At 70.9% G+C, this 26,137-nt stretch carries 23 protein-coding genes and 1 tRNA gene; 17 read left to right on the top strand and 7 right to left on the bottom strand.

From position 1 onward, the window contains the following. The first annotated feature begins 13 nt into the window (after positions 1-13). The 5 genes from desA to OHS82_RS26775 all read left to right on the top strand — a co-directional run bounded on the left by desA (position 14) and on the right by OHS82_RS26775 (position 6,015). Positions 14-1,456, top strand: coding sequence for a lysine decarboxylase DesA (gene desA / locus OHS82_RS26795; protein WP_328434690.1), 1,443 nt, complete (start codon positions 14-16; stop codon positions 1,454-1,456). Then, positions 1,440-2,723 carry a lysine N(6)-hydroxylase/L-ornithine N(5)-oxygenase family protein gene (locus OHS82_RS26790; protein WP_057574524.1) on the top strand — a complete coding sequence of 428 codons (1,284 nt, stop codon included), beginning with the start codon at positions 1,440-1,442 and terminating at the stop codon, positions 2,721-2,723. Before desA ends, OHS82_RS26790 begins: the two co-directional genes overlap by 17 nt. Beyond that, entirely contained in the window at positions 2,720-3,280 is a 561-nt protein-coding gene (locus OHS82_RS26785; protein ID WP_057574523.1) for a GNAT family N-acetyltransferase, read from the top strand. The genes OHS82_RS26790 and OHS82_RS26785 overlap by 4 nt, the downstream gene beginning before the upstream one ends. Next, a complete protein-coding gene (locus OHS82_RS26780; RefSeq protein WP_328434689.1) occupies positions 3,277-5,046 on the top strand; it encodes an IucA/IucC family protein in 1,770 nt (589 codons plus the stop codon). The genes OHS82_RS26785 and OHS82_RS26780 overlap by 4 nt, the downstream gene beginning before the upstream one ends. Before the next feature lie 69 nt (positions 5,047-5,115). Beyond that, positions 5,116-6,015 (top strand): DUF4429 domain-containing protein, encoded by a 900-nt coding sequence (locus OHS82_RS26775; RefSeq protein WP_328434688.1) that lies wholly within the window; start codon positions 5,116-5,118, stop codon positions 6,013-6,015. A 106-nt stretch (positions 6,016-6,121) separates the two neighbouring features. Here the strand turns inward: OHS82_RS26775 and OHS82_RS26770 are convergent, their stop codons facing one another. Continuing rightward, positions 6,122-7,684 carry a purple acid phosphatase family protein gene (locus OHS82_RS26770; protein ID WP_328434687.1) on the bottom strand — a complete coding sequence of 521 codons (1,563 nt, stop codon included), beginning with the start codon at positions 7,682-7,684 and terminating at the stop codon, positions 6,122-6,124. A 186-nt stretch (positions 7,685-7,870) separates the two neighbouring features. On the opposite strand from OHS82_RS26770, the gene OHS82_RS26765 reads away from it, so the two are divergent. Together OHS82_RS26765 and glmS are read left to right on the top strand one after the other, a co-directional pair. Further along, positions 7,871-8,128: a hypothetical protein gene (locus OHS82_RS26765; protein WP_057574519.1), complete on the top strand. Its 258-nt coding sequence runs from the start codon at positions 7,871-7,873 to the stop codon at positions 8,126-8,128. A 24-nt stretch (positions 8,129-8,152) separates the two neighbouring features. Further along, complete coding sequence (glmS, locus tag OHS82_RS26760; RefSeq protein ID WP_266718047.1) at positions 8,153-9,970, top strand: glutamine--fructose-6-phosphate transaminase (isomerizing); 1,818 nt, start codon at positions 8,153-8,155, stop codon at positions 9,968-9,970. A gap of 97 nt (positions 9,971-10,067) precedes the next feature. On the opposite strand, the gene OHS82_RS26755 is transcribed toward glmS, so the two are convergent. Together OHS82_RS26755 and OHS82_RS26750 are read right to left on the bottom strand one after the other, a co-directional pair. Continuing rightward, on the bottom strand, positions 10,068-10,634 hold the full coding sequence (locus tag OHS82_RS26755) for a GPR1/FUN34/YaaH family transporter (RefSeq protein WP_057574517.1): 567 nt from the start codon (positions 10,632-10,634) through the stop codon (positions 10,068-10,070). A gap of 150 nt (positions 10,635-10,784) precedes the next feature. Then, complete coding sequence (locus OHS82_RS26750) at positions 10,785-11,312, bottom strand: universal stress protein (protein WP_057574516.1); 528 nt, start codon at positions 11,310-11,312, stop codon at positions 10,785-10,787. A gap of 391 nt (positions 11,313-11,703) precedes the next feature. Here OHS82_RS26750 and OHS82_RS26745 point away from each other — a divergent pair, with 391 nt between their 5' ends. From OHS82_RS26745 to OHS82_RS26725, 5 genes are all read left to right on the top strand, one after another. After that, the gene (locus tag OHS82_RS26745) at positions 11,704-12,045 is read left to right on the top strand and encodes a hypothetical protein (RefSeq protein ID WP_057574515.1); all 342 of its coding nucleotides are present in this window, start codon (positions 11,704-11,706) and stop codon (positions 12,043-12,045) included. A gap of 386 nt (positions 12,046-12,431) precedes the next feature. Beyond that, positions 12,432-13,652, top strand: a complete 1,221-nt coding sequence (locus OHS82_RS26740) for a helix-turn-helix domain-containing protein (protein ID WP_057574514.1) — start codon at positions 12,432-12,434, stop codon at positions 13,650-13,652. 128 nt (positions 13,653-13,780) lie between these two features. Continuing rightward, positions 13,781-14,383, top strand: a complete 603-nt coding sequence (orn, locus tag OHS82_RS26735) for an oligoribonuclease (RefSeq protein WP_063894180.1) — start codon at positions 13,781-13,783, stop codon at positions 14,381-14,383. A gap of 84 nt (positions 14,384-14,467) precedes the next feature. Next, positions 14,468-14,540, top strand: a tRNA-His gene (locus OHS82_RS26730). Positions 14,541-14,606: 66 nt separating this feature from the next. Continuing rightward, the gene (locus tag OHS82_RS26725; protein ID WP_328434686.1) at positions 14,607-15,125 is read left to right on the top strand and encodes a GNAT family N-acetyltransferase; all 519 of its coding nucleotides are present in this window, start codon (positions 14,607-14,609) and stop codon (positions 15,123-15,125) included. A 48-nt stretch (positions 15,126-15,173) separates the two neighbouring features. Here OHS82_RS26725 and OHS82_RS26720 read toward each other — a convergent pair whose 3' ends face one another. After that, the gene (locus OHS82_RS26720; protein WP_057574511.1) at positions 15,174-16,229 is read right to left on the bottom strand and encodes a LacI family DNA-binding transcriptional regulator; all 1,056 of its coding nucleotides are present in this window, start codon (positions 16,227-16,229) and stop codon (positions 15,174-15,176) included. A 401-nt stretch (positions 16,230-16,630) separates the two neighbouring features. On the opposite strand from OHS82_RS26720, the gene OHS82_RS26715 reads away from it, so the two are divergent. From OHS82_RS26715 to OHS82_RS26700, 4 genes are all read left to right on the top strand, one after another. Beyond that, on the top strand, positions 16,631-17,962 hold the full coding sequence (locus OHS82_RS26715) for an ABC transporter substrate-binding protein (protein WP_057574510.1): 1,332 nt from the start codon (positions 16,631-16,633) through the stop codon (positions 17,960-17,962). Between the two features lie 5 nt (positions 17,963-17,967). Next, positions 17,968-18,978 (top strand): carbohydrate ABC transporter permease, encoded by a 1,011-nt coding sequence (locus OHS82_RS26710; RefSeq protein ID WP_057574509.1) that lies wholly within the window; start codon positions 17,968-17,970, stop codon positions 18,976-18,978. A gap of 41 nt (positions 18,979-19,019) precedes the next feature. Then, on the top strand, positions 19,020-19,907 hold the full coding sequence (locus OHS82_RS26705; RefSeq protein ID WP_107105084.1) for a carbohydrate ABC transporter permease: 888 nt from the start codon (positions 19,020-19,022) through the stop codon (positions 19,905-19,907). Between the two features lie 172 nt (positions 19,908-20,079). After that, complete coding sequence (locus OHS82_RS26700) at positions 20,080-21,510, top strand: GH1 family beta-glucosidase (protein WP_057574507.1); 1,431 nt, start codon at positions 20,080-20,082, stop codon at positions 21,508-21,510. Between the two features lie 155 nt (positions 21,511-21,665). Here OHS82_RS26700 and OHS82_RS26695 read toward each other — a convergent pair whose 3' ends face one another. The 3 genes from OHS82_RS26695 to OHS82_RS26685 all read right to left on the bottom strand — a co-directional run bounded on the left by OHS82_RS26695 (position 21,666) and on the right by OHS82_RS26685 (position 25,451). Further along, positions 21,666-23,153 (bottom strand): glycoside hydrolase family 18 protein, encoded by a 1,488-nt coding sequence (locus OHS82_RS26695; protein WP_057574506.1) that lies wholly within the window; start codon positions 23,151-23,153, stop codon positions 21,666-21,668. Positions 23,154-23,364: 211 nt separating this feature from the next. Beyond that, positions 23,365-24,735, bottom strand: coding sequence for a sensor histidine kinase (locus OHS82_RS26690; RefSeq protein ID WP_057574505.1), 1,371 nt, complete (start codon positions 24,733-24,735; stop codon positions 23,365-23,367). Continuing rightward, positions 24,732-25,451 (bottom strand): response regulator transcription factor, encoded by a 720-nt coding sequence (locus tag OHS82_RS26685; RefSeq protein WP_057574504.1) that lies wholly within the window; start codon positions 25,449-25,451, stop codon positions 24,732-24,734. Before OHS82_RS26685 ends, OHS82_RS26690 begins: the two co-directional genes overlap by 4 nt. A gap of 141 nt (positions 25,452-25,592) precedes the next feature. Between OHS82_RS26685 and OHS82_RS26680 the strand changes: the two genes are divergently transcribed. Further along, positions 25,593-26,135, top strand: coding sequence for a hypothetical protein (locus OHS82_RS26680; protein ID WP_328434685.1), 543 nt, complete (start codon positions 25,593-25,595; stop codon positions 26,133-26,135). Positions 26,136-26,137: the final 2 nt, after the last annotated feature.

The raw sequence follows: 26,137 nt of genomic DNA, 5'->3' as shown, positions 1-26,137 counted from the left end.
GAGGACCCCCACCATGCGCTCGCACCTGCTCAATGACACGACCGCTGAGCAGTACCGCCGCTCCGTGACCGAAGGAGTGGAGCGGGTCGCCGCCAAACTGGCCGCCACCCAACGGCCGTTCACCGGCATCACGGTCGACGCCCTCGCACCCCGCATCGACGCGATCGACCTCGACCGGCCGCTGGGCGACACCACCGCCGTGCTGGACGAGCTGGAGGAGGTCTACCTCCGCGACGCGGTCTACTTCCACCACCCCCGCTATCTCGCCCACCTCAACTGCCCGGTCGTGATCCCCGCCGTCCTGGGCGAGGCGGTCCTGTCCGCCGTCAACTCCTCCCTGGACACCTGGGACCAGTCGGCGGGCGGCACCCTCATCGAGCGCAGACTGATCGACTGGACGACCGCCCGCACCGGCCTCGGGCCCGCCGCCGACGGCGTGTTCACCTCCGGCGGCAGCCAGTCCAACCTCCAGGCACTGCTGCTCGCCCGCGAGGAGGCGAAGTCCGACTCCCCGGCGAAACTGCGCATCTTCGCCTCCGAGGTCAGCCACTTCAGCGTGAAGAAGTCCGCGAAGCTGCTGGGCCTCGAGCCGGACGCCGTGATCAGCGTCCCCGTCGACCACGACAAGCGCATGCAGACCGTCGCGCTCGCCCACGAGCTGGAGCGCTGCAAGCGGGACGGACTCGTCCCCATGGCCGTCGTCGCCACCGCCGGCACCACCGACTTCGGCTCGATCGACCCGCTGCCCGAGGTCGCCGAGCTGTGCCAGCAGTTCGGCGCCTGGATGCACGTCGACGCCGCCTACGGCTGCGGGCTGCTCGCCTCCGTCAAGCACCGGGACCGGATCGACGGCATCGAGCGCGCCGACTCCGTCACCGTCGACTACCACAAGTCCTTCTTCCAGCCCGTGAGTTCGTCCGCGCTGCTGGTGCGGGACACGGCCACGCTGCGCCACGCCACCTACCACGCCGAGTACCTCAACCCGCGCCGCATGGTGGACGAACGCATCCCCAACCAGGTGGACAAGTCTCTGCAGACCACCCGCCGGTTCGACGCGCTCAAGCTGTGGATGACCCTGCGGACCATGGGCGCCGACGGCATCGGGCAGCTCTTCGACGAGGTCTGCGACCTGGCCGCCGAGGGCTTCGACCTGCTGGCCGCCGACCCGCGCTACGACGTCGTGGTCCGCCCGTCGCTCTCCACCCTCGTCTTCCGCTACATCCCCGCCGCCGTCACCGACCCGGCCGAGATCGACCGGGCCAACCTCCATGCCCGCAAGGCCCTGTTCGCCTCCGGCGACGCCGTGGTCGCGGGCACCAAGGTCGGCGCCCGCCACTACCTGAAGTTCACCCTGCTCAACCCCGAGACGACGACCGACGACATCACGGCCGTCCTCGACCTGATCGCCGGCCACGCCGAGCAGTACCTGGGAGACTCCCTTGACCGCGCTTCCTGAGCCCGCCCCCGTGACCGGGACCCACGACTTCATCGGCATCGGACTCGGCCCGTTCAACCTCGGCCTCGCCTGCCTGACCGAGCCGATCGACGCGCTCGACGGCGTCTTCCTGGAGTCCAAGCCGCACTTCGAATGGCACTCCGGGATGTTCCTGGACGGCGCCCACCTGCAGACCCCGTTCATGTCGGACCTGGTCACCCTGGCCGACCCGACCTCCCCGTACTCCTTCCTGAACTACCTGAAGGAGAAGGGCCGACTCTACTCGTTCTACATCCGCGAGAACTTCTACCCGCTGCGCGTCGAGTACGACGACTACTGCCGCTGGGCCGCCGACCAGCTGAGCAGTGTGCGGTTCTCCACCACCGTCGCCGAGGTCACCTACCGGGACGAACTGTACGTCGTGCGCACGACCGCCGGCGAGGAGTTCCGCGCCCGTCACCTCGTCCTCGGCACCGGGACGCCCCCGTACGTCCCCGAGGCCTGCGCGGGACTGGGCGGCGACTTCACGCACAACTCGCGCTACCTCCAGCACAAGGCGGAGCTGCAGAAGAAGGAGTCGATCACGCTGGTCGGCTCCGGACAGTCGGCCGCCGAGATCTACTACGACCTGCTCAGCGAGATCGACGTCCACGGCTACCGGCTGAACTGGGTCACCCGCTCCCCGCGCTTCTTCCCGCTCGAGTACACCAAGCTCACGCTGGAGATGACCTCCCCGGAGTACGTCGACTACTTCCGCGAGCTGCCGGAACAGACCCGCTACCGGCTCACCGCCGAGCAGAAGGGCCTGTTCAAGGGCATCGACGGCGATCTCGTCAACGAGATCTTCGACCTGCTCTACCGCAAGAACCTCGGCGGCCCGGTGCCCACCAGACTGCTCACCAACTCCTCGCTCACCGGGGCGACCCACGCCGACGGCGCCTACACGCTGTCCTTCCGCCAGGAGGAGCAGGGCAAGGACTTCGAGCTGACCTCACAGGGGCTCGTCCTGGCCACCGGCTACCGGTACGCCGAGCCGGAGTTCCTCGCGCCGGTCCGGGACAGACTGCGCTACGACTCCCGGGGCAACTTCGACGTCGGCCGCAACTACGCCGTCGACGTCACCGGACGGGGCGTGTTCCTGCAGAACGCGGGCGTGCACGCGCACAGCGTCACCTCCCCCGACCTCGGCATGGGCGCCTACCGCAACAGCTACATCATCCGCGAGCTGCTCGGCAGCGAGTACTACCCCGTCGAGAAGACCATCGCGTTCCAGGAGTTCGGCGTATGAACACCGTCACCGCCACGGCCCCCGTCGGCCGGCTGGCCTTCCGCCCCCTCGACCCCCTCCGGGACGCCGAGCTGCTGCACCGCTGGGTGACGCACCCGAAGGCCGCCTACTGGATGATGCAGGAGGCACGACCCGTCGACGTCGAGCGGGCCTACAGGGAGATCGCGGCCGACGAGCACCACCACGCGCTGCTCGGCCTGCACGACGGGGAGCCCGCGTTCCTCATGGAGTACTACGACCCCCGCCACCGCGAGCTGGTCGGCCTGTACGAGCCGCGGCCCGGGGACGTCGGCATGCACTTCCTGGTCGCCCCCACCGACCGGCCCGTCCACGGGTTCACGCGTGCCGTGATCACCGCCGTCATGGCCCGCCTCTTCGAGGACCCGGCCGTCGTCCGCGTCGTCGTCGAGCCGGACGTGTCCAACAAGGCCGTGCACGCGCTGAACGAGGCCGTCGGGTTCGTGCCCGAACGGGAGATCCAGAAGCCGGAGAAGCCGGCGCTGCTGAGCTTCTGCACCCGCGAACAGTTCGCCGCGGCCACGGGGGTGACGGCATGAGCCTCGCCGACGCCGTGACGCACCTGTCCCCCGAGCGCTGGGCGCAGGCCAACCGCCTGCTCGTCCGCAAGGCCCTCGCGGAGTTCGCGCACGAACGCCTGATCACCCCCGAGGAGCAGGACGGCCGGTACGTCGTGCGCAGCGACGACGGGCTGACGGCCTACCGGTTCACCGCCGTCCGCCGCGCCCTGGACCACTGGCAGGTGGACGCCGGCTCGATCACCCGCACCCGCGAGGGGGCCGAACTCCCGCTGGAGGCGCTGGACTTCTTCGTCGAGTTGCAGAAGACGCTGGGCCTCAGCGACGCGATCCTGCCGGTCTACCTGGAGGAGATCTCCTCCACCGTCTCCAGCACCTGCTTCAAGCTGACCAAACCGCCGCTGACGTCGGCGCACCTGGTCAGGAGCGGCTTCCAGGACATCGAGACCGGGATGACCGAGGGCCACCCGTGCTTCGTCGCCAACAACGGGCGGCTCGGTTTCGGCGTCCACGAGTACCTGGCGTACGCCCCGGAGGCGGCGAGCCCGGTCCGGCTGGTGTGGCTGGCGGCCCACCGCTCGCGGGCCGCGTTCACCGCGGGCGTCGGGATCACGTACGAGTCGTTCGTGCGCGAGGAACTGGGCGAGGAGACGGTCGACCGGTTCGACGGGATCCTGCGCGAGCGGAACCTGGACCCGTCCGACTACCTCCTCATCCCCGTCCACCCCTGGCAGTGGTGGAACAAGCTCTCCGTCACCTTCGCGGCCGAGATCGCCCGCGGGAACCTGGTGTGTCTCGGCGAGGGCGACGACGAGTACCTGGCGCAGCAGTCCATCCGGACGTTCTTCAACCGGTCCCACCCCGCCAAGCACTACGTCAAGACGGCCCTGTCCGTGCTCAACATGGGCTTCATGCGGGGGCTGTCGGCCGCCTACATGGAGGCGACCCCGGCCATCAACGACTGGCTGGCCCAGCTCATCGACAACGACCCGGTGCTGAAGTCGAGCGGCCTGTCGATCATCCGGGAGCGGGCGGCCGTCGGCTACCGGCACCTGGAGTACGAGGCCGCCACGGACCGCTACTCGCCGTACCGCAAGATGCTGGCCGCGCTGTGGCGCGAGAGCCCCGTCCCCGCACTGCGGGACGGCGAGTCGCTCGCGACCATGGCCGCGCTGCTCCACGTCGACCACGAGGGCAGGTCGGCGGCGGGCGCGCTGATCGAGCGGTCCGGGCTGCACCCCGCCGAATGGCTGCGCGGCTACCTGGAGGCGTACTACACGCCGTTGCTGCACTGCTTCTACGCCTACGACCTGGTCTTCATGCCACACGGCGAGAACACGATCCTGGTGCTCAGGGACGGCGTCGTGCAGCGGGCGGTCTACAAGGACATCGCCGAGGAGATCGCCGTCCTGGACCCGGACGCGGTGCTGCCGCCCGAGGTCCGGCGCATCCGCGTCGAGGTGCCCGACGACACGAAGCTGCTGTCCGTCTTCACGGACGTCTTCGACTGCTTCTTCCGCTTCCTCGCGGCCGGCCTCGCCGACGAGGGAATCCTGGGGGAGGACGACTTCTGGCGCACGGTCGCCGAGGTCACCCGCGCCTACCAGGAGGCGCACCCCGAGCTGGCCGACAGGTTCCGCCAGTACGACATGTTCGCCCCCGAGTTCGCCCTGTCCTGCCTCAACCGGCTCCAGCTGCGCGACAACGAGCAGATGGTGGACCTGGCGGACCCGTCGAGCGCCCTCCAGCTGATCGGCACCCTGAGAAATCCCGTCGCGGGGTTCTGATCGGGCGCGCGGGCGCCCCCGGGTACGGTCCCCGGGGGCGCCCGTCGCCGTGTTTGGAAGAATCCCCCCATGGCGGAAATCATCCAGCGCGACGGAACATGGGTCTTCGACGGTGACGCCCTGCGGCTGACCCCGGGCCGGGACAAGAACGTCAGCCTGCTCCGCCGGACACTGGGCGAACTGACCGTTCCCCTGGCCGCGTTGGCCGGCATCTCGTTCGAGCAGGGCAAGAAGGCCGGACGGCTCAGGCTGCGGCTGCGCGACGGCGCGGACCCCCTGCTGCACGCGACCGGCGGCCGGCTGACCGAACCCCACGACCCCTACCAGCTGACCGTCGAGTCCGACCGGTACGGCGTCGCCGAGTACCTCGTGGACGAGGTGCGCCGGGCGCTGCTGCTCGACGGGGTCCCGGCCGGCCCGGTGGACGCCTATCTGCTGCCCGGCCCCGCCGTGCCCCTGTCGGTCTCCGCCGGGGACGGCACCGCGGGCTTCGACGGCGAACGGGTGCGCCTGGAGTGGAACTGGAAGACGGAGGAGTCCAAGGCCTCGGCCGGCGCCCGCAGTATCGGCGTCGCCGAGATCGAGGGCGTGGAGTGGCGGCCCGCGGTCGGTCTCGAGAACGGTTGCCTGCGTTTTCGGCTGCGGCACGCGCCGACGGGGACGCCGGCCAAGTACGACCCCAACGCCGTGGAACTGTGGGGGTTCAAGAAGGATCCCCTGATGGCGCTCGTCGCCGCGGCGGTGCAGGCCCGGCTGCCCCACCCGGCCGCCGCCCCCGAGGACGCGCCGCCGCCGTCCGCGTCCGGCGCGCCGGGCCTGCCGCCGGGGGCCGTGCCCTCCCCCGCATCCGGTCACGACCACGACGCCCTGCTGCGCCGGCTGCGCGAACTCGGCGAACTGCACCGTGAGGGCGTGCTGACGGACGACGAGTTCGCCCTGGCCAAGCAGGCGGTCCTGCACCGCATGTGACGCGGACGAGGACCGCCTGCCGGCCGGCGCCGGTGCCAGTGCCGAACCGGTGCCGGAACCGGTGCCGGGGAGGTGCGCGCCCCGCCTTCCGGGCGCGCCGGCCCCGCTACTTCGCCCTGCGGGCCACCGTGAAGTGGTCGATGCGGTCGCCGGTCTCCGCGATGCCCTGGACCTTCAGGGTCGTGTAGTGGCCCTTGGGCGCGGGAGTGACGTCCACGCGCAGGAACGAGTAGTTCAGATAGCGCACCCGCGACCAGGCGACGGTCTCGTTCTGCTTGCCGCCCTTGAGGTTGACGAACGAGGCCACCGAGTCGACCTCGTTCTCGTGGCCCTCGTACGAGTCCGGCGCGGTGAAGGCGTACAGGCTGCGGCCCGCCGCGCCCGCCGTCACGTAGACGACGCCCTCGGTCTCGGGGTAGGCCGTGCCGCCGATCGGCAGCTTCTTGGTGACCGTGTCGCCCTTGATGACGTCGGTGCGCTCGTACTGGTGGTTGTGCCCGTTGATGACCAGGTCCACCTGGTACTTGTCGAACAGCGGCACCCACTCCTGGCGCACGCCCCCCTCCGAGGCGTGCGCGGTGGAGGTGCAGTAGGCGCAGTGGTGGAAGAACACCACGACGAAGTCGATGTCCTTCGCGGCGCGGAACTTCTTCAGCTGCGCCTCGAACCACTTGGTCTGGGTGCCGCCGGAGATGCCGAGGTTGGCCGGGATCTCGAAGGAGACGTCGTTGGGGTCCAGCGAGATGACCGCCGTGTTGCCGTAGACGAAGGAGTAGACGCCCGGGAGGTTCTTCTTGTCGGGGCCGTTGTCGGGGAGGTTCCAGCGGGCCTCCTCGCCGCCGTAGCCGTTGGGCGAGTACCAGGCCTCCATGTCGTGGTTGCCGTACGACACCATCCACGGCACCGACTTGGACACGGACTCGGTCTGGGCGAGGAACTGGTCCCAGGTACGCGAGTCGAAGACGGTGTCCGAGGTCTTGCCCTGCCCGGCGGGGTCGCCGTAGGCGATGTCGCCGGCGTGCAGGTGGAAGGCCGGGTTCTGGCCGAGGATCAGGCTGTCGTTGGCCAGCGCGTGGTAGCTGACGCCCTGGTCGCCGAAGGCCGTGAAGGTGAAGGGCGCCTTGTGGGCGGGGGCCGTGGTGAAGGTGCCAAGGGTGCCCAGCAGGTGCGGCGCGGCCGGGTCGAAGCCCGCGTGGCCGACGCCGAAGTAGTAGGTCCTGCCCGGCTTGAGGCAGGTGAGCTCGGCGTGCACGTAGTACTGGGTGTGGTCGCCGCTGGCGCCGACGCCGGCCGGGGTGTACAGGGTGCGCACCTCGGCCTCGATCTTGCGGGAGAGGTCCCAGGGGTGGGCGCCGATGCGGATGAACGGCTTCTGCACCGCGACCGGCACCTGCCAGGAGACGGTCATCTCGGTGCGCGGGTCGTTGCCGTAGGCCAGGTGACGCCCGAAGGGGGCGACGAGAGCGCCGTCGACGGTCTCGGTGTGCGAGAGCGGCTGGGTGGGAACGGCGGCCTGGGCCGTGGCGCCCGTCACGAACGCGCCACCGGTGACGGCGCCCAGCGTGACCGCGCCGCCTCTGATCATCGTGCGCCGGGAGAACCTGGTGCGCAGGTACTCGTGCTGCTCGGCCATGCTCATGCGTTCGGCGAGCCGGTCGGGTACGCCCATGCGAGGAGTGTCCATGACGTCTGAAAGTCGTCGCTGCGGACGACGGGCCGCCGGACGCCACATGGACGGCGCACGAACAGGGGCTCATAACACATTCAATGTTCCGCCAAGGCTCCTTAACAGGGGCCTGCCCGGAATCGGGCAGGTTTCTTGCGAAACTGGCTCTCGTACTCCAGGATCTACCGGGTGCACGACGAACTTGTTGATCACCTGACGCGTTCCACGCCCCTCCAGCGGGGCGAGGCGCTGCGGGTGATCCAGGATGTGCTCGCCTACTTCGACGAGACGACCGAGAACTACGTCCGTCGCCGCCATCGCGAGCTCCAGGCCCAGGGCCTGGTGAACGCGGAGATCTTCGGACAGATCGAGGCGGACCTGAAATACCGGGCGGTCGCACCGCCGGAGCTCTCGCTCCGGCAGCTGCGGCGCATCGTCTACGGCTGATCGAAAGCTTGGGGATACCTTTATATGTGCGGAATCGTCGGATACATCGGCAAGCGCGACGTCGCGCCCCTGCTGCTGGAAGGGCTGCAGCGCCTGGAGTACCGCGGGTACGACTCCGCGGGCATCGTCGTCACCTCCCCGAAGACGGCCGGCCTGAAGATGGTCAAGGCCAAGGGCCGGGTCCGTGACCTGGAGGCCAAGGTCCCGGCGCGCTTCAAGGGCACGACCGGCATCGCGCACACCCGGTGGGCCACTCACGGCGCCCCCTCCGACGTGAACGCCCACCCGCACATGTCGGCCGACCTCAAGGTCGCCGTCGTCCACAACGGCATCGTCGACAACGCCTCCGACCTGCGCAGGAAGCTCGAGGCGGACGGCGTCGAGTTCCTCTCCGAGACGGACACCGAGGTGCTCGTCCACCTCATCGCCCGCTCCCAGGCCGAGAAGCTCGAGGACAAGGTCCGCGAGGCGCTGCGCGTCGTCGAGGGCACCTACGGCATCGCCGTCATGCACGCCGACTTCAACGACCGCATCGTCGTGGCCCGCAACGGCTCGCCGGTCGTCCTCGGCATCGGCGAGAAGGAGATGTTCGTCGCCTCGGACATCGCCGCGCTGGTCGCCCACACCCGTCAGATAGTCACGCTCGACGACGGCGAGATGGCCACCCTCAAGGCCGACGACTTCCGCACTTACACCACCGAGGGCACCCGCACCACCGCCGAGCCCACCACCGTCGAGTGGGAGGCCGCCTCCTACGACATGGGCGGCCACGACACCTACATGCACAAGGAGATCCACGAGCAGGCCGACGCCGTGGACCGCGTGCTGCGCGGCCGCATCGACGACCGCTTCTCCACCGTGCACCTCGGCGGCCTCAACCTGGACGCCCGCGAGGCCCGCCAGATCCGCCGCGTGAAGATCCTCGGCTGCGGCACCTCGTACCACGCGGGCATGATCGGCGCCCAGATGATCGAGGAGCTGGCCCGCATCCCCGCGGACGCCGAGCCGGCCTCCGAGTTCCGCTACCGCAACGCGGTAGTGGACCCCGACACCCTGTACATCGCCGTCTCGCAGTCCGGTGAGACGTACGACGTGCTGGCGGCCGTGCAGGAGCTGAAGCGCAAGGGCGCGCGGGTGCTGGGCGTGGTCAACGTGGTCGGCTCGGCGATCGCCCGCGAGGCGGACGGCGGCGTGTACGTGCACGCGGGACCCGAGGTCTGCGTCGTCTCGACGAAGTGCTTCACCAACACCACGGTCGCGTTCGCCCTGCTCGCCCTGCACCTGGGCCGCACCCGCGACCTGTCGGTGCGCGACGGCAAGCGGATCATCGAGGGGCTGCGCAAGCTGCCTGGCCAGATCGCGGAGATCCTCTCCCAGGAGGAGGAGATCAAGAAGCTGGCCGAGGAGTTCGCCGAGGCCCGCTCGATGCTCTTCATCGGTCGCGTCCGGGGTTACCCGGTGGCCCGTGAGGCCTCCCTGAAGCTCAAGGAGGTCTCGTACATCCACGCCGAGGCCTACCCGGCCTCCGAGCTCAAGCACGGCCCGCTGGCCCTCATCGAGCCCGCCCTGCCGACGGTCGCGATCGTCCCGAACGACGACCTGCTGGAGAAGAACCGCGCGGCCCTGGAGGAGATCAAGGCCCGCAGCGGCCGGATCCTCGCGGTGGCCCACGAGTGCCAGGAGAAGGCCGACCAGACGATCGTCGTCCCGAAGAACGAGGACGAGCTCGACCCGATCCTCATGGGCATCCCGCTCCAGCTCCTCGCCTACTACACGGCGAAGGCGCTCGGCCGGGACATCGACAAGCCGCGCAACCTCGCGAAGTCGGTGACGGTCGAATAGCCGGACCGGACACCAAGCGGCCCCCCGCGTGCGCCACCTGCACGCGGGGGGCCGTTCTCGCACCGGGGACGCCCGGCGCCCCGACGCCGGCTGCCGGTCAGCCCGCGGCCGTCACTCCGGGGCGGGCAGCACGTCGGGAGAACGCGGTGGGCCAGTGGGCCAGCGCCGCCGTGGCCGCGTACCAGGCGACCGCGCCCGCCGCGACGGCGAACCAGCCGCCGGCCTTGGTCAGACCGTCGCTGTCGGCGAACCGGGCGACGGCCATCAGCACGAGCCCCGCGCAGAACAACCCGTAGGCGCCCTGCCCGAGTTGGTCGCCGCCGGCGAGGGTCAGGGAGAGCGCCACGAGGGCGAACAGCAACAGGAAAAGCCCCGCCGCGTTGTCGGAGGCCTGGGTTCCGGCGGAGACGGCCCAGGTGAACCAGAAGGCGCCGAGAACGGTGTAGGCGGTGCCGGTGGCCGTGTCACGGTCCCGGAGGGCGAACAGGCCGGCGACGAACAGGGCGACGCCGCCGATGTAGTGGGCGATGGACACCGCGTCCGCCGCCGTCACACCGTCGATGAGGTCGGTGTACCCGAGACCGAAGGCCAACAGGGTGACGCCGAGGGCGAGTCGGCCGGCGATGGTGGTGGTGCTGCTTCCCGCAGAGACGTCGTTGTCCACGGCGGGGCTCCCTTCAGGCATGTGCAGTTGTGTGAGCGATATATGCCCTTCACAAAGGCACAAACACCTCTACGCGTCAGTAGGTTCACGCTGCGCGCACAGGGGGCGGGAGCGACCCCGGGATCGCATCTCACCTGGAAGGACGGCGGGTCACGGAATGACGATGACGGGCCGCTTCGCCCGCTTGGCGAGCCGCCCCGCGACGGAGCCGAAGAGCCGGCCGACGAGGCCGTGCGTCGAGCCGACGACGATCGCGTCGGCCTCGTACTCCCGCCCCACCTCTTCGAGTTCGTGGCAGATGTCGCCGCCCCGCTCGACCAGGATCCAGGGCACCTCGGCGAGATAGTCCGCACACGCCAGCTCCAGACCCAGCACCTCGGTGCGGTGGTCCGGCACGTCGACGAAGACCGGCGGCTCACAGCCGGCCCACACCGTGGTGGGCAGCCGGTTGGCGACATGGACGATGATCAGCCCCGAGCCGGAGCGATGCGCCATGCCGACGGCGTACGCGAGAGCGCGCTCGCTGGACGTGGAGCCGTCGAAGCCCACGACCACACCGTGCTTGAAGGCGGGATCGCAGGAATGACGTGCCTCTTCCGCCGCCAGGGGCTCGGCCGCCGTGGGATCGGCGACGGGCCGCTTGCGGTCCGCGGGTTCGAAGAATTCGTGACCGGCCATGGCTGTCTCGGCGTATCGATCCTTATACGGGTGCGACGACAGTGAGCGGCGGAGCTGTCCGGGAATGGTCTTCCCAACCCCATACCCCCAAGGGTACGGCGGCACGCCTCCTGGGCCCAGAGCCCGCACACCCTCGGTGGGGGTTCCAGGGAGCATGCACGAGCGGACGCCCGTAACGCAATGGTTGCTGCCCCGTACAGGCGGTTTGCACAGAGTTCGCCTGTACGGAACGCGCCGCGGCAGTGACCGACCGCTCGAACAGGCGTTGAACCCCTTGCACCGCCGCCCGCCCCACCGCCGACCTCCCTTCGACTCACCACCCGCCCCGCCACCCGCCCCCTTCGCCCGCCCCCTCGCCCCGCCGCCCGCCGCCCGGGAAGGAGCCCGCCCCGTGCCCTCGCCCCGCCTCCGCCGCGAGAACCGCCCCGCGAACCGCCCCGGCGACGACCGGGCCGCCGACCTGATCCGCTGGGCGGCCTTCACCTGCGTGCTCGTCCCGGTGGTCCTGCTCTGGTACGGGACCTCACTCGCCGGCACGGCCGGAACGGCCCTGGGCCTCGCCGCCGTCACGGCCGTCTGCCGGCTGCTGCTGCGCCGGTCCGAGCGGTATCCGGCCCGGCTGCTCGCCGGGGAGCAGGCGCCGCAGGCGCACCATCGCGGGCGCCGCCAGCGGACCGGAACGGGGTCGCACCGTGGCGGTCGTCACTCCGGGGCAAACTCACCGGTCGGTTGACCGGTTTTCACACATGGACCCGCTTCTTTTCAGCCAACTTCCGGCACCTGTGCATCTCTTGCCGTAACCACCCCCCACCCCCCGTTCCACCTGCACGGAAAGGGTCTTCGGGGCCCTGCGCACCCTACGGGGATTGGCCACCCCACCGAGGCGCACTTCCCTGCACGGCCCACGAGTGCAACGCTTCGTGATCGAATGCTTCACGCCAAGTTGCCATGTCGACAATCCGCCGGATGGGGAACTGGCCACGCCGGCATTGTGCGACACGTTAGATTCGATCTTGACTGTCTACGGCGGGGGACTCGTGCAGGACCGAGGGGAAACGTGCTGGAGCGACAAGCCCGACAAGTTAGGGGCGCCGCGACCACCGAGGGGGGCTTAGCAGGATGAGCCACGACTCCACCGCCGCGCCGGAAGCCGCGGCCCGGAAGCTTTCCGGGCGACGCCGCAAGGAGATCGTCGCGGTGCTGCTGTTCAGCGGCGGCCCCATCTTCGAAAGTTCCATTCCGTTGTCGGTGTTCGGGATTGACCGCCAGGACGCCGGCGTACCGCGCTACCGCTTGCTGGTGTGCGGCGGTGAGGAAGGCCCACTGCGGACCACAGGGGGCCTGGAACTCACCGCGCCACACGGCCTGGAGGCGATCGCACGGGCGGGCACGGTCGTCGTGCCGGCCTGGCGTTCGATCACCTCGCCGCCGCCGGAGGACGCGCTCGACGCACTGCGCCGGGCGCACGAAGAGGGCGCCCGGATCGTGGGCCTGTGCACCGGCGCGTTCGTACTGGCCGCGGCCGGCCTGCTGGACGGCCGTCCGGCCACCACGCACTGGATGTACGCGCCGACGCTGGCCAAACGCTATCCGTCGGTGCACGTCGATCCACGAGAGCTCTTCGTGGACGACGGCGACGTGCTGACGAGCGCCGGCACCGCGGCCGGAATCGACCTCTGTCTGCACATCGTGCGGACGGATCACGGCAACGAGGCGGCCGGCGCGCTGGCCCGTCGCCTGGTCGTCCCGCCGCGCCGCTCGGGCGGTCAGGAGCGCTATCTCGACCGGTCTTTACCCGAGGAGATCGGCGCCGACCCGCTCGCGGAGGTCGTCGCCTGGGCGCTGGAGCACCTCCACGAGCAGTTCGACGTGGAGACGCTGGCGGCACGCGCCTACATGAGCCGCCGCACCTTCGACCGCCGTTTCCGGTCGCTGACCGGCAGCGCGCCGCTGCAGTGGCTGATCACCCAGCGGGTGCTGCAGGCGCAGCGGCTGCTGGAGACCTCGGACTACTCGGTGGACGAGGTCGCCGGCCGGTGCGGCTTCCGCTCACCGGTGGCCCTGCGCGGCCACTTCCGCCGCCAGCTCGGCTCGTCGCCCGCGGCGTACCGGGCGGCCTACCGGGCGCGCAGGCCGCAGGGCGAACGCGCGCCGGACAGCGAGCCGTCGCCGCCACCGCCACCTCCGTCGCTGCACCCGGAGACGCCCGGCCCGGTGCCGCCGCAGGTCCGGCGCACGGCAGGACCGGTGAGCGCGTCCGCGTCGCTGCCGTCCGAGCACGCCCGCGAGGCCTACCTGGCGTCACGGGCGAGCCTTCCGGGGCAGCGCAGCGGCCTGTGACCGGATGACAGCAGTGTGTGGACGCCGGACGGGCATCTCGGCCCGTCCGGCGTCCGCGTCCGCGGCGGGCGAGCCCCGTGGCCACCGCGGACGCATCAAAAGCCGACGTCAGCTTTAGGGTGGGTCGCATGAACGATCGCATGGTGTGGATCGACTGCGAGATGACCGGCCTCTCGCTGTCGGACGACGCTCTCATCGAGGTTGCCGCCCTCGTCACCGACTCCGAGCTGAACATCCTCGGCGACGGCGTGGACATCGTCATCCGGCCGCCGGCCGAGGCGCTGGAGACGATGCCGGAGGTGGTGCGTCAGATGCACACCGCGTCCGGGCTGCTCGACGAGCTGGCGGGCGGGACGACGCTCGCCGCGGCCGAGGAGCAGGTGCTGGCGTATGTCCGCGAGCACGTGAAGGAGCCGGGCAAGGCGCCGCTGTGCGGGAACTCCGTCGGCACGGACCGCGGATTCCTGGCACGGGACATGACGTCCCTCGAGGGCTACCTGCACTACCGGATCGTCGACGTCTCGTCGATCAAGGAGCTCGCCCGGCGCTGGTACCCGCGGGCGTACTTCAACAGCCCCCCGAAGAACGGCAACCACCGCGCACTCGCCGACATCCGCGAGTCCATCGCGGAACTGCGGTACTACCGCGAGGCCGTCTTCGTGCCGCAGCCGGGACCCGACTCCGACACCGCGAAGTCGATCGCCGCGAAGCACGTCCTGCCCGCCCCGTAGAAAGCCGTGCGCGAGCACCCCTTCGGACCCTGTACACTTTTTCTCGGCCGGTAGGGAGACCGCAAAGTCCAACTGCCGGGCGTGGTGGGTGTAGCTCAGCTGGTAGAGCACCTGGTTGTGGTCCAGGATGCCGCGGGTTCGAGTCCCGTCACTCACCCTGAGTCATCAGCCGGTGACTTCCCGCGAGGGAGGTCACCGGCTGATGTGTTTCCCGGGAGCAGCCATGCGCTCAGTCCTCCGTCCCGAGCCGATCCGCACCGCGCGGCTCGACCTGCTCCCGCTGCGCGTCGACCACGCGGCACGCATGGCGACCGTCCTCGCCGATCCGGCCCTGCACACCTTCATCGGCGGCGCGCCCAGCACGCCCGAGGCGCTGCGCGAACGCTACGAACGCCTCGTCGCCGGCTCCCCCGACCCGTCCGTCTCCTGGTGCAACTGGGTGCTGCGGACACGGGACGACGACTGCCTCACCGGGACCGTCCAGGCGACGGTGACCGGCCGGACCGAGGCCGAGATCGCCTGGGTCGTGGGCGTCCCCTGGCAGGGGCGCGGTCTGGCCTGCGAGGCGGCCCGCGGCCTCGTCGGATGGCTGCGGGAGCAGGGCGTGCGGACGATCGTCGCCCATGTCCACCCCGACCACCGGGCCTCCGCGGCGGTGGCCGCCGCAGCCGGTCTCTCCCCCACGCGGGAGGAGCAGGACGGCGAGATCAGGTGGCGTTCCCGGAGCCCCGGCAGCGTCTGACGGCCCCAGACCCGGCCCGGACCCGGACCCGGTCCGGCTCTCCGTCCGTCAGGAGGACGCCCGTCCCACCAGCTCCGTCGCCAGCACCACCTGCCGGCGCTCCAGGCCCCGGGAGACCGCCGGACGTCGGTCCGCGATCTCGGTGAGGAGGAGGTCCAGCATCCTGCGGCCCATCTCCTCGATGGGCTGGCGCACACTCGTCAGCGGCGGGTCCATGTGACGGGCTATCGCCGAGTCGTCGTAGCCGACCAGGGCCACGTCCTGCGGAATACGGCGGCCCGCCTCGCGCAGGGCCTGCCGGGCGCCCGCCGCCATGACGTCGGAACCCGCGAAGACCGCGTCGAGCGTCGGGGTGCCGGCGAGGAGCTCGTGCATCGCGCGGTGGCCGCCCTCCTCGGTGAAGTCGCCCAGGGCGATGAGCCCTTCGTCCACCGGGTGCCCCGCGTCGCGCAGTGCGTCCCGGTAGCCGTCGACGCGCCGCTGCGCGCCGTAGACGTCGAGGCGGCCGGTGATGTGGGCGATGCGGGTACGGCCCCGGGACAGCAGGTGCTCGACGGCCGAGCGGCCGCCGCCGTAGTTGTCGGAGTCCACGGACGGGAGCGTCTCCCCGGCGGAACGCGGACCGCTGATCACCGCCGGGATCTCCAGCTGCGACAGCAGATCGGGCAGCGGGTCGTCGGCGTGCACCGAGACCAGCAGGACGCCGTCCACGCGGTGCGCCGCCAGGTACTGGGCCAGCCTGCGCCGTTCGCGATCGCTACCCGCGAAGATCAGCAGCAGCTGCATCTCCGTCTCCGCGAGCTCCGCGCCGACGCCGCGCAGCATGTCCGAGAAGTACGGCTCGGCGAAGAACCGGGTCTCCGGTTCGGGGACGACGAGGGCGATCGCGTCCGTGCGGTTCGCCGCGAGCGCGCGGGCGGCGGTGTTCGGGACATAGCCGAGCTCGGCGACCGCCGCCTCCACCGCCGCGCGGGTCGCGTCGCTGACCCTCGGCGAGCCGTTGATCACCCGGGAGACCGTGCCCCGGCCCACGCCCGCGCGCGCGGCCACCTCTTCCAGGGTCGGCCGGCCCCCGCTGCGCCCCCGTGCTCCGTGGCCTGCCATGGGCTCCGCCTTCCCGTTGTTCGCACTCGCCTGGAATCTAACAGTCCTGTCCGCCGGGCCCGCGGTCACCGGGGGCCACGGCCAGGACGAAGCCTGCCGCCGGCCGGGATCCTCGTCACTTCGGACACCTGGCGGACCATTTATGCCGAACTGTGCTTTATGGGCCCTGCTTCATCCGATTAGCTAACAGGCCGATAACTGAACGCATCTCTCCGCGCCCCCACCCTTGACACCCCCGCCGGAACCGACGACTCTTCAACACATCACCTGTGGGAGCGCTCCCACGGTACCTGACACATACACATCCCGCACGTTCCCCGCCCGAGCCGCAGCGAGTAACTGACGGGCCCAACATTGCAGTTGGCCGGGGGGTCGGCACGTCAGGGCAACAGGAGGACGTAATGCGAGCACGTACCCGAACCGCCCGCCGGGCGGTTGTCCTCGCGGCCGTCGCGTCGTTGGGCGCCGGCCTGCTGGCCGGCTGTGCCGACGACGGCGGCGACGACAAGGCTTCCGACGGTTCGTCGTCCGGCAGCGGCAAGGGCAAGACCACGATCACTCTCGGTCTGTTCGGCACCTTCGGCTTCAAGGAGGCCGGGCTCTATGCCGAGTACGAGAAGCTCAACCCGAACATCAAGATCGCCGAGAACGTCATCGAGCGGAACGAGAACTACTACCCCGCGCTCGTCAACCACCTGACCACCAACAGCGGTCTGATGGACGTCCAGGCCATCGAAGTGGCCAACATCGCCGAAGTCGTCGCGACCCAGGCGTCCAAGTTCCAGGACGTGTCCAAGATCTCGGGCGTGAGCAAGGGCAACTGGCTGGAATGGAAGTGGGCGCAGGCCACGGCCAAGGACAACAAGACGATCGGCCTCGGCACCGACGTCGGTCCCATGGCCCTCTGCTACCGCACGGACCTCTTCAAGCAGGCCGGTCTGCCCACCGACCCCAAGGCGGTCGGCGCGCTGTGGGCGGGCGACTGGAACAAGTTCATCTCGGTCGGCGAGCAGTACAAGAAGAAGGCGCCCGCGGGCACGTTCTTCATGGACTCCCCCGGCGGGCTGCTCAACGCGGTCCTCAGCAGTGAGAAGGAGAAGTTCTACGACTCCTCCGGCGAGATCATCTACAAGAAGAACCCCGCCATCAAGGCCGGCTTCGACCTGACCGCGAAGGCCGCCGCGGCGGGCCTGGTCCAGCCCCAGACGCAGTTCCAGCAGGCCTGGGACACGACGATCGCCAACAGCAAGTTCGCCACCATCGCCTGCCCGCCGTGGATGCTGGGCACGATCAAGGGCAAGTCGAAGCCCGAGTCGTCCGGCAAGTGGGCCGTCGCGGTGGCGCCGAAGTCCGGCAACTGGGGCGGCGCCTTCCTGGGCGTGCCCTCCGCCGGCAAGCACGTGAAGGAAGCCGAGAAGCTGGCCGCCTGGCTGACCGCGCCCGAGCAGCAGGCGAAGCTGTTCAAGGTGCAGGGCAACTTCCCGAGCGCTCCCGGCACGTACACGATGCCCGAAGTCACCGGCGCGAAGAACCAGATGACCGGTGAGCAGAACATCGGCACGATCTTCGCCGAGGCCGCCAAGACCGCCCCGGTCCAGGTGATCGGCCCGAAGGACCAGATCATCATGCAGGGTCTGAGCGACAACGGCGTCATCCTGGTGACGAAGGGCAAGTCGGCGGCGGAAGCCTGGGAAGCGGCGACCAAGACCATCGACAACAACCTGGACAAGTGACCCGAATGGCCACCCGCCACGACACCGCCGCGCCCCCAGCCAAGGAGGGGGGCGCGGCCCCGGGCCGCCCGCCCGCCGTCCTCACGGATGCGGAACAGCGGCGCAGGGCCCGGCTCTCCCGCCGCTGGCAGCGGGACAAGCGCTGGAGCCCGTACGCGTTCGTCTCGCCGTTCTTCCTGCTGTTCCTCGCGTTCGGCCTGTTCCCGCTGCTCTACACCGGCTGGGCCTCGCTGCACCAGGTGGAGCTGACCGCGCCCACCGACATGACGTGGGTGGGGATGCGCAACTACACGCGCATCTTCGACGACGACTTCTTCTGGAACGCGGCGAAGAACACCCTGACGATCGGAATCATCGCCACCGTTCCGCAGCTGCTGATGGCCATGGGCATCGCCCACATCCTCAACTACAAGCTGCGGGCCTCGACCTTCTACCGGGTCGCGATGCTCGCGCCGTACGCGACGTCGATCGCGGCCGCCTCGCTGGTCTTCGTCCTGCTCTTCGGCCGTGACTACGGCATGATCAACTGGGCGCTGCACTTCGTCGGGATCGACGCGATCGACTGGCAGAACGACAAGTGGCCGTCGCAGATCGCCGTCTCGTCGATCATCATCTGGCGGTGGACCGGGTACAACGCGCTGATCTACCTGGCCGCGATGCAGGCCATCCCGCAGGACCTGTACGAGTCGGCGGCGCTGGACGGCGCGAGCCGCTGGAGGCAGTTCCTGCACGTGACGCTGCCGTCGCTGCGGCCGACCATCCTGTTCACGGTCGTCGTGTCGACGATCGGCGCGAGCCAGGTCTTCGGCGAGCCGCTGCTGTTCGACGCCAACAAGGGCGCGTCGGGCGGCGCGGAGCACCAGTTCCAGACGCTGGGCCTGTACCTGTACGAGCAGGGCTGGGTCAACCAGCACCTCGGCCGGGCCTCGGCGATCGCCTGGACGATGTTCCTGATCCTGATCGTGGTCGGCATCGTCAACTACGTCATCTCGCGCCGGCTGCGCGCCAGTAGTTAGGAGTACCGGCCGTGACGACGACGACAACGACCGCCAAGACCGTGGAACCCGAGGACGCCGTACCGGCGGCCCGCAAGGTGCGCCGGCCGAAGTCCGCGCGGGCGGGCGGGCAGATGCACGGTGGCCCGATCGCCTACATCATCCTGGCCGTGTTCACCATCGTGTCGCTGTTCCCGCTGGTGTGGACGGCTATCGCCGCCTCCCGGGACAACAACCGGCTGGCGCAGAACCCGCCGCCGTTCGTGTTCGGCTCCAACCTCTTCCACAACCTGGACGTGGCCTGGAACGACGCGAACCTGGGCAAGGCCTTCGTCAACACGACGATCGTCGCGGGCACGTCGGCGGCGACGATCGTGTTCCTCTCGACGATCGCCGGGTTCGCCTTCGCCAAGCTCCGCTTCCGGGGCCGGGGCGCGCTGATGCTGATCGTGATCGGCACGATGATGGTGCCGCCGCAGCTGAGCGTGATCCCGCTGTACATGATGGTCGCCAAACTGGAGTGGACGGACCAGCTCCAGGCGGTGATCCTGCCGTCGCTGGTGAGCGCGTTCGGGGTGTTCTTCATGCGGCAGTACCTCATCCAGGCGTTGCCCGACGAGATCATCGAGGCGGCCCGGGTGGACGGCGCGAGCAGCTGGCGGGTGGTGTGGCACGTGGTGTTCCCCGCGGCGCGCCCCGCGATGGCGGTGCTCGGCATGCTGATGTTCGTGCAGACCTGGAACGACTTCCTGTGGCCGTTCCTGGTGCTGAGCCAGACCGGCAACCCGACCGTGCAGGTCGCGGTGGCGGGCCTGGGCCGTGGCTACACCCCGGACCAGTCCCTGATCATGGCGGGCGCACTGCTCGGCACGCTGCCGCTGCTGCTGGTCTTCGCGATCTTCGGCAAGCAGATCGTGGGCGGCATCATGCAGGGCGCGGTGAAGGGCTGAGCCGCGCCGCGCGGCCGGGACGCCCACCGCACACGACGCCGGCGGCACAGGCGCGGGCCGTCACGCGTCCATGAATCTCCCGGGGGCCGGGTCACCGCCGTCCCGGCCCCCTTCGCACCACTTCCCCCCTCAACCTCCGTCGGTCTCGACGACCACTCATGGGAGCGCTTCCATGCCTGAGCCCGTTTCTCCGGTGACCTTTCCTCCCGCCTTCCTCTGGGGCGCGGCGACCTCCGCCTACCAGATCGAGGGGGCGGTGCGGGAGGACGGCCGCACCCCCTCGATCTGGGACACCTTCAGCCATACACCCGGCAAGACGGCGGGCGGTGAGCACGGTGACATCGCTGTCGACCACTATCACCGCTACCGCGACGACGTCGCCCTGATGGCGGACCTGGGCCTGACGGCGTACCGCTTCTCCATCTCCTGGTCCCGGGTCCAGCCGACCGGCCGCGGTCCCGCGGTCCAGGTGGGTCTGGACTTCTACCGCCGGCTGGTGGACGAGCTCCTGGCGAAGGGCATCAAGCCCGCCGTCACCCTCTACCACTGGGACCTCCCCCAGGAGCTCGAGGACGCGGGCGGCTGGCCGGAGCGGGACACGGCCTACCGGTTCGCGGAGTACGCGCAGATCGTCGGCGAGGCGCTCGGCGACCGGGTGGAGAACTGGATCACGCTGAACGAGCCGTGGTGCAGCGCCTTCCTGGGCTACGCGTCCGGAGTGCACGCGCCGGGCCGTACGGAGCCGGTGGCCTCGCTGAAGGCGGCGCACCACCTGAACCTGGCGCACGGGCTGGGCACGTCGGCGCTGCGCGCGGCCATGCCGGCCCGCAACTCGGTGGCGATCAGCCTCAACTCCTCGGTGGTGCGCCCGCTCTCCCCGGGCGACCCGGCGGACCTGGCCGCGGTGCAGAAGATCGACGACCTCGCCAACGGCGTCTTCCACGGTCCGATCCTGCGGGGCGCCTACCCCGAGACGCTGCTCGCGGCGACCTCGTCGCTGACGGACTGGTCGTACGTCCTCGAGGGCGATCTGCGCACCATCCACCAGCCGCTGGACGCGCTGGGCCTCAACTACTACACGCCCACGCTGGTCTCGGCGGCGGACGCGTCGGTGCGCGGCCCCCGCTCGGACGGTCACGGCGCGAGCGACCACTCGCCGTGGCCGGGCGCGGACGACGTCGCGTTCCACCTGACCCCCGGCGACCGCACGGAGATGGGCTGGTCCATCGACCCGACCGGTCTGCACGAGCTGATCATGCGCTACACCCGGGAGGCGCCGGGCCTGCCGCTGTACGTCACGGAGAACGGCGCGGCCTACGACGACAAGCCCGACTCGGACGGCCGCGTCCACGACCCGGAGCGCATCGCCTATCTGCGCGGCCACCTTGCGGCGGTGCGGCAGGCGATCGCTGACGGCGCGGACGTGCGCGGCTACTACCTGTGGTCCCTGCTCGACAACTTCGAGTGGGCGTACGGCTACGAGAAGCGGTTCGGCGCGGTGTACGTGGACTACGCGACGCTGACCCGCACGCCGAAGTCGAGCGCCCTCTGGTACGGCCAGGCGGCGCGGACCGGTTCCCTGCCCGAGGCCGACACCGCCTGACGGTGGCCGACACCGCCTGACGGTGGCCGACACCGCCTGACGGTGGTCGCGGCAGTTCGACCGCACAGACCGCCTGACCCGGGGGGGGCAGGGGGGAGGGGCGCGGCACGCCGTGGGGAGCGTGCCGCGCCCTCTGCGTGCCGGGCGGCGGCGTGCTAGTTGTAGGCGGCGAACGCCTTGGAGAACGCGGAGCCCGTCTGGAGGACGGAGCTGCAGGTGGCGTCCGCGGAGTTCTTGGCTCCGCCGGGGCACTGCCGGTCCCGCGTCGCCGACCACATGGACAGCCAGCCGAGCCCCCTGGCCTTGGCAAAGGCGACGAGCTGGGTGGCGTCCTGCACGGTGAACACCTCGGAGGCCACGTCGTTGACGCCGATCATGGGAGTGACCGCGACCGTCTTCCAGGCCACGCTGTCGCTCAGCGCGAGGACGCTCTTGATCTGTGCCTGGGTGGCGGTGGCGGCCTGCTCGGCGTAGGTCCCCATGTCGCCGCTGTAGGCCGGGCCGTAGTCCATCGCCATGATGTTGACGGCGGCGATCCGCACGCCGTCGGACTTGGCGGCGGCCAGCAGGTTCACGCCGTCCTGGGTCAGTCCCTCGGGCATGACGGGGAGGGTGAACGACACGTCGAGGCCCGGGTGCTCGCGCTGCAGCTGGGCGATGGCCCGGGCGCGGCGGGTGTTGGCCGCCGTGTTCGGCAGTGCGCCGCCCTCTACGTCGAAGTCGACCTTGGTGAGCCGGTACGCGTCCACCGCCTTGGCGTACGCGGCGGCCAGCGCCGTGGCGGACGTGCACGTCGTCGCCAGCTCGGAGCCGGCGGCGCCGCCGAAGGAGACCCGCACGTCACCGCCCTTGGCCCGCAGCGCCCCGATCTGCGCGGCGACGGCATCGCTCGCGAGGTCGGTCACCCCGCCCCACTTGGGCGTGCAGCCGCCGCCGTCGGTGACGAACGCCAGGTTGTAGTCCTTCACGCCCGTCGCGTCCGCGTTCGCGAGCAGGTCGAAGGCGGGGTAGAGGGAGGTGTCGACGTAGGGGGCGAACCCGGCCGCGGAGGGTGTGCCGGTGCCGGTGTCCGTTCCGGTGCCGGTGCTGCCGCTCGGGCTCGGCGAGGAGGAGCCGGACGTGCCGGGCGTGGGGCCGGAGCCGGTGCCGGGGCTGCTCGGGGTCGCCGTGGGGCCGGCGGACCCGGTCGGCCGTCCGCTCGGCCGGGGGGTGGCGCCGTCGTCGGCGGAGCACGTGGCCCCGTCCACGAGACAACCGCCGGGATCGCCGCTGCCGTTGACGACGAAGCCGACGGTGACGGACTCTCCGGCGGCGAGTCCGTCGGTGTCCCAGCGCGGCGGTGACACGGTGACGTGACGTCCGCCGACAGCGGCCTCCCCGTTCCACAGGGAACTCAGCTTCGCCCCGGCCGGCAGGTCGAACTCCAGCTTCCATTCCTTCTCGGCCTGTGGGCTGTTGTTCGTCACGACGTACTGCGCGGTGTAGCCCGTCGACCACTCGCTGGTCCTGGTGTACGCGGCGCCGACCCCGGCGGCCTGCGCGGTACCGGTGACGAGGACGACCCCGCCCCCGACGACCGCCGCGGCGACGACACCGCCGATCACCTTGCTCCTGCTGCCGATCCTGCGCCGATGCGTGCTCATGACGTGCCTGCCTTCACTGCTCACGGGGGTCCCGGGGGCGGGGTGCGAGTGCGGGGTGCGGCAGCACGCTAGCGATGCGGAACCGGACAAAACGCCTGATGGGGACAGGGGTCGCCGATCTTAGGACGCGCTTAAGGAAGGCATCGGAACGGGTTAAAGGTCGAGACCAATCCGGCTGTTCCCGGCAGGCGGGCCACAACGGCGGCCGTCGTCACCGGAGCGCCGTCCGTCTCCGTCTGCGGACCGTGCCACGGTGGCCGGTGCGGGCCGGCCTGCGGTCGGTCAGCTGGAGCCAGAGGCGGACCTCCGTGCCGCCCAGCACCGAGGCGCCGATGCGGACGTCGCCGCCCGTGGACTCGGCGAGCCGGCGGACGATGTCCAGGCCGAGACCGGTGGAGCCGGCGGTCCCTGACCCCCGGCCGCGGGCCATCGCCGTGACGGGGTCGGGGATGCCCGGGCCGGCGTCGGAGACCAGGACGATCACCGCGTCCTCGGCGTTGTGGACGTCGACGGCGAAGGCGGTGCCCTCCGGGGTGTGGCGGAAGACGTTGCCGAGGAGCGCGTCGAGGGCGGCCGCGAGGTCGGCGCGGGCCACGGGGATGCGGACCGGACGGTCGACGCCGGCGGTGCGCACCTTGCGGCCCTCGTCCTCCGCGAGCGCCGACCAGAACTCCATCCGTTCCCGGACCACCTCCGCCGCGTCGCAGCCCGCGCCGGGACCTGCGGCCGCCGTCTGCGGCTTGGCCTCCCGCGCGGTGCGGATGATGGTGTCCACCTCGCGTTCCAGCTGGGCGACGGCCGTGCGGGTCTGCTCGGCGGCCGGGGAGTCGCCGAGGGAGGCCGCGTTGAGCCGGAGCACCGTCAACGGGGTCCGCAGACGGTGGGACAGGTCCGCCGCCAACTCCCTCTCGTTCGCCAGCAGTCCGACGACCTGATCGGCCATCGAGTTGAACGCCACGGCGGCCAGGCGCAGTTCGCTCGGCCCCTCCTCCGGCACCCTCGCCCCCAGCTTCCCCTCCCCCAGCTCGCGCGCCCCCTCGACCAGCCGCCTGGCCGGCTGCACCATCCGCACGCCCAGCCGGTCCGCGACCGCGACCGACCCGACGACCAGCGCGGCCCCGACCGCCGCCAGCACCGCCCAGGCCGTGGCGACCCCGTGGCTCACCTCGGACTCGGGGACGTACACCTCGATCACCGCGGTACCCAGGCTCAGCGCGACCGGCTGGAGCAGCACGGAACCGCCGGGGACCTCCGCCATGGACGCCCGGCCGAGCTTCCGCACCGCCGCGACGTCGGCGGCGTCCGCGCGCTGTCGGCCGAGGTCGACGGCGGCGCGGCCCTCGCCCGCCGGCAGGTGCACCGCCATCCCGTCGTCGGAGCCCGCCGCGGCCACCACCCGCTCCAGCTGATCGCGGTCGGTGGTGATGGACAGCGCCGGGACGACGACCGCGGCCACCCGCTCCGCGTTGGAGAACGCCCGGTCCCGGGCCATCTCCTCGACGACGAGCCCCAGCGGGACCGCGAAGGCGATCACGACCATCGTGGTGACCGCCAGACACACCTTGACCAGGGCCCACCTCATCGCGGCGGCTCCGATCGGCCGGGGCCGCAGACGGGGGGCTCCAGCTTCACGCCGACGCCCCGCAGCGTGTGCAGATAGCGCGGCCGCGCCGCCGTCTCGCCCAGCTTGCGCCGCAGCCAGGACAGATGGACGTCGATGGTCTGGTCGTCGCCGTAGGCCTGCTGCCACACCTCGGCGAGCAGCTCCCGGCGCGCCACCACGACGCCGGGCCGGCCGGCCAGGAACGCCAGCAGGTCGAACTCGCGGCGGGTCAGGTCGAGCCGCACGCCGTCCAGCTCGGCCTGACGGCGCAGCGGGTCCACGGTCAGCCCGCCGACCCGCAGGACGGCGGACGGCGCCGCCTCCCCTGCGCCGGTGCGGGAGCGGCGCAGCACGGCCGCCATCCGGGCCGACAGGTGCTCCACCGAGAACGGCTTGGTCAGGTAGTCGTCCGCACCCGCGTTGAGGAGCCGGACGATCTCCGACTCGTCGTCGCGCGCGGTGGCGATGATGACCGGCACGTCCGTGATCCCGCGCAGCATCTTCAGGGCTTCGGAGCCGTCCAGATCGGGCAGCCCGAGGTCGAGGACGACCACGTCGAAGGAGAAGTGGGCGACCTCGCGCAGCGCCTCCAGCGCCGTGCCCACGCTGCGCACCGTGTGCGCGGCGTCGGTCAGATGCCGGATGAGCGCCGAGCGTACGAACTGGTCGTCCTCGACCACGAGCACACTTGCCATGCGCCGCAACCTACGCCATGCGGGCGGGCGTCGATCGGGCCTGTGGACAACTCGGCGTCTGTGGAGAACCGGTGGGCCGCCGGGCTCCGCGGACGGTACGACCGGGGACACGGGTGAGGCGCGTGGGGCAAGATGGCGGCGATGCGCAGAGGACTCGTACACGTACTGGCCTGGTCGCTCGCCACGGGCGCGGCGGTCACGCTGTCGTGGTGGGGCGTCCACGCGGTGATGGCGGGCACGGCCTACGACCCGCCGCGCGCCCTGCCGCTGGTGGCCGACGCTGCCGTGCGGGAGCCGAAGCCGCCGGCCGCGTCCGCGAGCGGTCCCGGACCGTCGGCCGGTCCTTCGGCCGGTGCGTCCCGCGGGCCCGGCCGCACCACGCCCGTCGCGCCCGCCCCGTCGGACACGGCGACGGCCGGCAGCCCCTCTCCGAGCGGCCCCGGCGCCTCCGGCACGACGCGGAGCAGCGTCCGGAGCTACGACACCGACGGCGGGCGGGTCGTCTTCGACCTCGGGAAGACCTCGGCGACGCTGGTCTCGGCCACCCCGGGCGCGGCCTGGTCGGTGCAGGTGTGGAAGACCGAGTCGTGGATCCGGGTGGAGTTCAGCTCCGGCGCGGACCGGGTGTCGGTGTTCTGCACCTGGCACGACCGTCCGCCCCGGGTGGAGGTGGGGACGTACTGACG

This window comes from Streptomyces sp. NBC_00425, from assembly GCF_036030735.1.
Lineage (GTDB): Bacteria > Actinomycetota > Actinomycetes > Streptomycetales > Streptomycetaceae > Streptomyces.
Note: the sequence above shows the minus strand (reverse complement) of the source record. Positions and strands in the feature narration are given on the sequence as shown.

Excerpts from the sequence above, each read along its gene's own strand:
- OHS82_RS26695 (WP_057574506.1), bottom strand. The coding sequence starts at position 23,153 with ATGAGCACGCATCGGCGCAGGATCGGCAGCAGGAGCAAGGTGATCGGC.
- OHS82_RS26685 (WP_057574504.1), bottom strand. The coding sequence starts at position 25,451 with ATGGCAAGTGTGCTCGTGGTCGAGGACGACCAGTTCGTACGCTCGGCG.
- OHS82_RS26690 (WP_057574505.1), bottom strand. The coding sequence starts at position 24,735 with ATGAGGTGGGCCCTGGTCAAGGTGTGTCTGGCGGTCACCACGATGGTC.
- OHS82_RS26725 (WP_328434686.1), top strand. The coding sequence starts at position 14,607 with ATGCGCTCAGTCCTCCGTCCCGAGCCGATCCGCACCGCGCGGCTCGAC.
- OHS82_RS26770 (WP_328434687.1), bottom strand. The coding sequence starts at position 7,684 with ATGGGCGTACCCGACCGGCTCGCCGAACGCATGAGCATGGCCGAGCAG.
- OHS82_RS26780 (WP_328434689.1), top strand. The coding sequence starts at position 3,277 with ATGAGCCTCGCCGACGCCGTGACGCACCTGTCCCCCGAGCGCTGGGCG.
- orn (WP_063894180.1), top strand. The coding sequence starts at position 13,781 with ATGAACGATCGCATGGTGTGGATCGACTGCGAGATGACCGGCCTCTCG.
- OHS82_RS26715 (WP_057574510.1), top strand. The coding sequence starts at position 16,631 with ATGCGAGCACGTACCCGAACCGCCCGCCGGGCGGTTGTCCTCGCGGCC.
- OHS82_RS26775 (WP_328434688.1), top strand. The coding sequence starts at position 5,116 with ATGGCGGAAATCATCCAGCGCGACGGAACATGGGTCTTCGACGGTGAC.
- OHS82_RS26740 (WP_057574514.1), top strand. The coding sequence starts at position 12,432 with ATGAGCCACGACTCCACCGCCGCGCCGGAAGCCGCGGCCCGGAAGCTT.
- OHS82_RS26700 (WP_057574507.1), top strand. The coding sequence starts at position 20,080 with ATGCCTGAGCCCGTTTCTCCGGTGACCTTTCCTCCCGCCTTCCTCTGG.
- OHS82_RS26720 (WP_057574511.1), bottom strand. The coding sequence starts at position 16,229 with ATGGCAGGCCACGGAGCACGGGGGCGCAGCGGGGGCCGGCCGACCCTG.
- OHS82_RS26710 (WP_057574509.1), top strand. The coding sequence starts at position 17,968 with ATGGCCACCCGCCACGACACCGCCGCGCCCCCAGCCAAGGAGGGGGGC.
- OHS82_RS26785 (WP_057574523.1), top strand. The coding sequence starts at position 2,720 with ATGAACACCGTCACCGCCACGGCCCCCGTCGGCCGGCTGGCCTTCCGC.
- desA (WP_328434690.1), top strand. The coding sequence starts at position 14 with ATGCGCTCGCACCTGCTCAATGACACGACCGCTGAGCAGTACCGCCGC.
- glmS (WP_266718047.1), top strand. The coding sequence starts at position 8,153 with ATGTGCGGAATCGTCGGATACATCGGCAAGCGCGACGTCGCGCCCCTG.
- OHS82_RS26680 (WP_328434685.1), top strand. The coding sequence starts at position 25,593 with ATGCGCAGAGGACTCGTACACGTACTGGCCTGGTCGCTCGCCACGGGC.
- OHS82_RS26750 (WP_057574516.1), bottom strand. The coding sequence starts at position 11,312 with ATGGCCGGTCACGAATTCTTCGAACCCGCGGACCGCAAGCGGCCCGTC.